This window comes from Gallibacterium anatis DSM 16844 = F 149 (assembly GCF_000379785.1).
GTDB classification, from domain to species: Bacteria; Pseudomonadota; Gammaproteobacteria; order Enterobacterales; family Pasteurellaceae; genus Gallibacterium; species Gallibacterium anatis.
This window is the reverse complement of the sequence record NZ_KB903754.1, coordinates 1-6,510: the sequence shown is the minus strand read 5'-3', so window position 1 is coordinate 6,510 and position 6,510 is coordinate 1. Positions and strand designations below refer to the sequence as shown.

The 6,510-nt window shown below is 42.4% G+C and carries 6 protein-coding genes; 1 reads left to right on the top strand and 5 read right to left on the bottom strand.

Going from position 1 to position 6,510, the window contains the following annotated elements:
* Window positions 1-216 precede the first annotated feature (216 nt).
* Together A3EO_RS0111980 and A3EO_RS0111970 are read right to left on the bottom strand one after the other, a co-directional pair.
* On the bottom strand, window positions 217-1,206 hold the full coding sequence (locus A3EO_RS0111980; protein ID WP_013746467.1) for an amidohydrolase family protein: 990 nt from the start codon (window positions 1,204-1,206) through the stop codon (window positions 217-219).
* Between the two features lie 255 nt (window positions 1,207-1,461).
* The gene (locus tag A3EO_RS0111970) at window positions 1,462-2,787 is read right to left on the bottom strand and encodes a sodium-dependent transporter (protein ID WP_018347326.1); all 1,326 of its coding nucleotides are present in this window, start codon (window positions 2,785-2,787) and stop codon (window positions 1,462-1,464) included.
* A 191-nt stretch (window positions 2,788-2,978) separates the two neighbouring features.
* Between A3EO_RS0111970 and xerD the strand changes: the two genes are divergently transcribed.
* Window positions 2,979-3,872 (top strand): site-specific tyrosine recombinase XerD, encoded by an 894-nt coding sequence (xerD, locus tag A3EO_RS0111965; RefSeq protein ID WP_018347325.1) that lies wholly within the window; start codon window positions 2,979-2,981, stop codon window positions 3,870-3,872.
* Between the two features lie 45 nt (window positions 3,873-3,917).
* Here the strand turns inward: xerD and trpS are convergent, their stop codons facing one another.
* Genes trpS through rpe form a run of 3 tightly spaced genes read right to left on the bottom strand, consistent with a single transcriptional unit; the run spans window position 3,918 to window position 6,280 of the window.
* Window positions 3,918-4,916: a tryptophan--tRNA ligase gene (gene trpS, locus A3EO_RS0111960; RefSeq protein ID WP_018347324.1), complete on the bottom strand. Its 999-nt coding sequence runs from the start codon at window positions 4,914-4,916 to the stop codon at window positions 3,918-3,920.
* 14 nt (window positions 4,917-4,930) lie between these two features.
* Window positions 4,931-5,593 carry a phosphoglycolate phosphatase gene (locus A3EO_RS0111955; RefSeq protein ID WP_018347323.1) on the bottom strand — a complete coding sequence of 221 codons (663 nt, stop codon included), beginning with the start codon at window positions 5,591-5,593 and terminating at the stop codon, window positions 4,931-4,933.
* A 12-nt stretch (window positions 5,594-5,605) separates the two neighbouring features.
* Complete coding sequence (rpe, locus tag A3EO_RS0111950; RefSeq protein ID WP_013746462.1) at window positions 5,606-6,280, bottom strand: ribulose-phosphate 3-epimerase; 675 nt, start codon at window positions 6,278-6,280, stop codon at window positions 5,606-5,608.
* Window positions 6,281-6,510: the final 230 nt, after the last annotated feature.

The following is a 6,510-nucleotide window of genomic DNA, read 5'->3' as shown; positions in this document are numbered from 1 at the left end:
CGGACAAGGTGGTCTTTTGGAACGAGTTGTTCGAGACTTATCATCTCGATTTCATATTGGAGTGAGGGTGTATTTTTGAGCATAGGCATTTCCTTTTTTCGATATGCCTATTAGATCAAACCTCTAGAGGTATGTCTAGAGGTTTGTCAGCAGTCTGAGATGGCGTTATATACGCCATCTTTTTTATGCCGGGGAATAGGCATATAGAACAAAATATTAATAAGGATCTAACCCTAATACTTTACGACCGTTGGTGCTGGCGATGTCGACCATCTGCTCTAAATGAGGGAAACGGCAGCCGGCGGTTAAAAGGCTAAGCTCCTGCCACATATCGCCTTCGCATAACGGCACCATATAGTCACAGATATTATCCGTACCGATTGCAACCGTAATCCCTTCCGGAATCATTTCATCTGCCGGCGTTAAGGCATTATGGAACGGCATTAAATCCTCTTTACGGTTGCTGTCAATCCACGCCATTGGGCAAGCGATAATCATCATTTTCGCCTGACGCATCTTTTCATACAGTTTATAACGATATTCACGAGAGTGCGCACCGATAGAAATGCCGTGAATCGCCACAACACGCCCTTCCATTCCGTGTTCAATCGATTTATCACATAACTGTTCGGTTTCTTTCTCTTCCGGCGTATTAAATTGGTCAACGTGGACGTGCAACATTTTCCCCAAGGATTTCGCTTTATCCATCAGAATATCCATTGCTTCCAAACCTTTACCGTATTCCAACTCATCACGGTAAGGTAAGCCGCCGATAATATCGACCATTTCAGAGCCTAAATCGAACCAATGTTTTGCCACCGGATCGATGACGCCTTTCAGTGTTTGATTGGCGAATTTCAATTCAATGTCATTTTTATAGACTTCTCTTGCTTTGTGCGCTGCGATAATGGCGCGATCTTCACAGATAGGATCGATATCTACGAATGTGCCGAAAGCGGTAACGCCTTGCGAAATCATTAACTCGATGGCTTGGCTGAAGCGGGCGTAATAATCTTCAACGCTGGAATTACGTTTCACCTCATCCACCAAATCCCATTTTTGTTGCAGATTGCTGTTGTGATAAATATGCATTTTTTCTGGGGTCATTGTGAATGCGCGGTCTGCGTGAGCATGAGAATTTACCCAACCGCCTTTTTTGATAATTTCGTCACGCACATAGGCTTTAAAAGTACGAATATGGTTCATTGTGTTTGCTCCAGTGTTGATTTATTGGTTGAATGAGTGAAACCTGAATCGCAAGCAAAAAAAAATCCTCAATAAATGAGGATTTTAAAAATAAATAACAAACAACAATGGACTTAATTTTACCACTTGTTGATAAGCTGAGTTTGCCACGCTGTTTGTTTGATAAACTTGCATTTTTGGTTCCAGTCTATAAGCACTGGGGCGGCAGTATAAAGAGTATTCATTGAAAACTCAACCACTTTTCATTAATTATTTTTACGCCAAAATGCCTTGCAAGAAAATTGCAAAGATTATCAATGGAATAACGATACCTAATAACAGCCGTAATAGCGTTGTCCAAATGGTATCGGTAGCACAAATTTGCGCTCTGATTTTATCCCAACGCCACCAAGCAACGAACAGCGTTAACAAAATTTCACCCAACGGCATCAATAGATTCTGTGTCGATTTATCCAAGGCGTCAAAAATATTGTAACCGAAGATTTTGTATTCGCTCCAAGCCCCCAAAGAGAGGGAAGCACCGATACCGAGCAAGAAAAATAGCACGAATGAAATAACACCGGCTTTAAGACGATGTAATTTAAATTCATCAATCAGAAAACTGACTAACACTTCAAGCAAAGAGATCGAAGAGGTTAATGCTGCGACTAACAATAAGGCGAAAAACAGCATTGCCAACAGATGCCCGAACGGCATACTGGCGAAGACTGCCGGCATTGTAATAAAAGTTAAACCGGGACCGGCACCGGGTTCAAAGCCGAAAGCAAAAACTGCCGGTAACACCATTAAACCGGAAAGAACACAGGTTAATAATGTAAGCAGAATCACCCAGACGGATGAGCTGACTAATTTCGCCTCAGGGCCGACATATGAACCGTAGGTAATCATAATGCCAATGCCTAAAGACAAAGAGAAAAATGCCAAACCAAGTGCTTCTAACCAGGTTTTGCCATCAATTTTGCTGAAATCCGGCAGCAAAAAGAATTTAATGCCTTCGATTGCTCCCGGCAGTGAAACGGCACGACCGATTAGAACCAACATTAAAATCAACAGGATTGGCATTAAATATTTAGAGATGCGTTCAATCCCTTTTTCCACGCCTGAAACGACAGTAAACAGGGTGAGGAAACCAAAAATAAAGTGGTAAATAAGCGGTTGCCAAGGATCGGTGATAAAAGAAGAGAACAAATTGCCATTGATGGTGGGATCGGTGGAGCCGGCAATGCTGCCGGTCATTGATTTCACCAAATAAGCGACCGTCCAACCGCCGACCACGCTATAAAAAGAGAGAATAAAAAAGGCAACCAATACGCCCATAATGCCGATAATGGACCATTTGTTATTGCCTAATTTGCGGAATGCACCGATAGGCCCTAAGTGTGTGGCTCGACCGATCGCCATTTCGGTAGCCATCAGAATTAAGCCTAAAGTCAGACTGATAAAAAGATAAATTAACAAGAATGCGCCGCCGCCTTGTGTGGCGGTAACATAAGGGAATTTCCACACTGCGCCTAAGCCGATGGCAGAACCGGCGGATGCCAAAATAAAGCCAAGGCGTGACCCCCATTGTGAACGAGCCATAAAATAATCCTCAAATGAAATAAAAAATTTGTATAAAAAGTAATGCCAATAAGTTGAACTGGAATAAGATTTAAACGGTTTATCAAAAAATCACGCTCCAACCTTGCGGCGGAGCGAGAATAGCGATAAAGTCCGTTATTATTGACAATTTGCGGCACATTATACCCGATAACGTTTTAATTAAAACCCAAATGAAAGACAGCACGTTAATCAACCTTTTTCTTGATGAACTTTGGCTAGGCAAAAATTTATCGCAAAATACTATCGCCAGTTATCGTTCGGATCTTAAATTTCTGAGTGAATGGCTGGAAAAGCATCATTTAAACTTACAACAGGTGCAGTATCTCGATTTGCAGGCATTTCTTGGCGAACGTTTACAACAAGGCTATAAAGCGACAAGTTATTCGCGAATGTTAAGTGCAATGCGGAAACTGTTCCAATATCTTTATCAAGAAAAATATCGTGAGGATAATCCTTGTTCACTGCTCTCTTCACCCAAATTACCGGCACGTTTGCCGAAATATTTAACTGAAAGCCAAGTGACTGATCTGTTAAATACACCGGCAACAGAAAATGCGTTGGAACTGCGCGATAAAGCAATGTTGGAGTTGTTATATGCGACCGGTTTGCGAGTGAGCGAACTGGTTTCGTTAACGACAAATAATATCAATTTGCAGCAAGGTGTGGTGCGGGTTATCGGTAAAGCGGACAAAGAAAGATTAGTGCCGATCGGCGAAGAGGCGAATTATTGGGTGCAACAATTTATCTTGTATGGCAGAGCGGAATTATTAAGTGGGCAGAGCAGCGATGTGTTGTTTCCGAGCCGGCAAGGCAAGCTGATGACGCGCCAAACATTTTGGTATCGCATTAAACATTATGCGAGTTTAGCCAATATTGATGCGGACAAGCTATCACCGCACGTTTTGCGTCACGCTTTTGCTACGCATTTGGTCAATCACGGTGCCGATCTGCGAGTGGTGCAGATGTTGTTGGGACACAGCGACCTTTCTACAACGCAAATTTATACCCACGTTGCTAAAGAACGCTTAAAACAGTTGCACAGCAAATACCATCCGCGCGGATAAATGAAAAAATTCAAGGTGCGAAATCGCACCTTGAGGATAGGAAAATTATCTGATGAAGCCAACTGCCTGATAAACTTTATCCAATGTTTCTTTCGCTTTAGCTCGCGCTTTTTCCGCACCTTCGTGCAGAATTTTGTTCAACAAGGCTTCATCATTGCGGAAATGGTAATAACGTTCCTGCAATTGCGTCAACATTGCACTCACTTCATCGGCAACCGCACCTTTTAGGTGACCATACATTTTGCCTTCAAATTCCGTTTCCAATTCCGGAATGGATTTTTCAGTAATCGCCGAGAGAATGCTTAATAAGTTGGACACGCCCGGTTTATTTTCAATATCAAATTTTACGCGAGGCGGTTCTTCAGAGTCGGTCACTGCACGTTTGATTTTTTTCGCCACCGCTTTCGGATCTTCCAATAAACCAATCACATTATTGCGATTGTCATCCGATTTTGACATTTTTTTATTCGGATCAAGCAAGGACATCACTCTTGCGCCGGCTTTTGGAATGAAAACTTCCGGAATAGTGAAAATATCGCCGTAAAGCGCATTGAAACGTTGCGCAATATCACGTGTGATTTCAAGATGTTGTTTTTGGTCATCGCCGACCGGCACTTGTTTGGCTTGATATAACAAAATATCTGCCGCCATCAAAACCGGATAAGTAAACAAGCCAACGCTGACATTGCCTTCATAGCGTGCGGATTTATCTTTAAATTGTGTCATACGCCCCATTTCGCCGAAATAGGTGTAACAATTTAATACCCACGCTAATTGCGTATGCTGAGGCACGTGAGATTGTACGAAAATTGTGCTTTTATTCGGATCAATACCGCAAGCCAAATAAAGTGCCAGAACATCTAAAGTCGCTTTATGCAAAGCAACCGGATCTTGACGGACAGTAATGGCGTGCAAATCCACCACGCAGAATAAACATTCATAATCATCCTGCATTTTAACCCATTGGCGTAAAGCACCGAGATAGTTACCAATCGTCAATTCGCCGGAAGGCTGAACGCCGCTAAATACAATAGGTTTACTCATTTTCTTTCCTTATTCTATTCAACAATAGTTAAAATTTGTGCAAAATCACTAAATACCCAATCAGGATGGGAATCAGCAATCGGAATATTATAGTTGTAACCGTAAGTTAAACCGACCACTGAACAGCCGGCGGCACGAGCGGCTAAAATATCATTTTTGGAATCACCGACAAATAACAGCTCTTTAGGCAAAATGCCGAATTTACCGCAGAGATAAAACAGCGGAGCCGGATGCGGCTTAATCGCCGGCAAAGATTGCCCGCCCAATGTTTCTGAGAACAGATGATCAATCCCGAATGCCTTCAACACCGGAATAACGTGTTGAGTCGGTTTGTTGGTAACCACCGCAAGAATAAAGCCTTTTTGTTTTAATTGTTCTAAGGTCTGTTTCACATTAGGAAATAACTGACTCTTATTACAAATATTTTCACCATAATAGTAGTTAAAACGAGCTTTAATCTGCTTTAACTGTTCAGCGTTCGGCGAAAATTTCGCCCATTCCAATGCACGTGCCAATAAAATATCCGCACCATTGCCAATCCAAGTTAACACCAACGCTTCGCTAGGTGTCGGCAAATTTAATTCCTTTAATGTATGGCTAACGGCTAAAGCGAGATCCGGCAGACTGTTAACCAAAGTTCCGTCCAGATCGAAACCGATAGCTTTAAATTGACTCATAGTTTTTCCTTATTATTTATGGGCGTGAGCAAGTTGTTCACGCATTGCTTGAATAACCTGTTGATAATCGGGTTGACCGAAAATTGCCGAACCGGCAACAAACATATCCGCACCGGCACGAGCAATGTCCGCAATATTATCCACTTTAACGCCGCCATCCACTTCTAAACGAATATCACGACCGCTGGAAATAATGCGTTGACGAGCCTGACGCAATTTCTCCAAAGCGTGCGGAATAAAAGATTGACCGCCGAACCCCGGATTAACCGACATAATTAAAATAATGTCGAGTTTATCCATCACGTGATCTAAATAGTGCAGCGGTGTTGCCGGATTAAACACCAATCCAGCCTGACAACCGAGATCTTTAATTAATTGCAAGGAACGGTCAATATGTTCGCTTGCTTCAGGATGAAACGTAATCGAAGTTGCACCGGCTTTGGCAAAATCAGGAATTAAACGATCAACCGGTTTCACCATTAAATGCACATCAATCGGCGCGCTAATGCCGTCATCACGCAAAGCCTGACAAACGGCAGGCCCAAACGTTAAATTCGGCACATAATGATTGTCCATGACATCAAAATGGATGACATCAGCCCCGGCAGCCAACACTTTTTTCACGTCATCGCCGAGATGCGCAAGGTTGGCGGATAAAATGGACGGTGCAATAAGATAAGGTTTCATAATCAGCTCCCAATAGTCAACGCAGTAAACGCAAGTAGTGTACTACTTAATCAGTATTTTTAATAGCGGAAGTTTCTGATTGGTACTATTGGCATAATATGGCAGTGACAAAAAAGCACGGCATTTGCCGTGCTCAGACTGCTGACAAACCCATCTTTCCAAAATCATTTGATAAAAGTGGGTTTGTTTTTTTACTTTGTCGCTTTTCTCTTGCTTTTCCTTTCAGATAA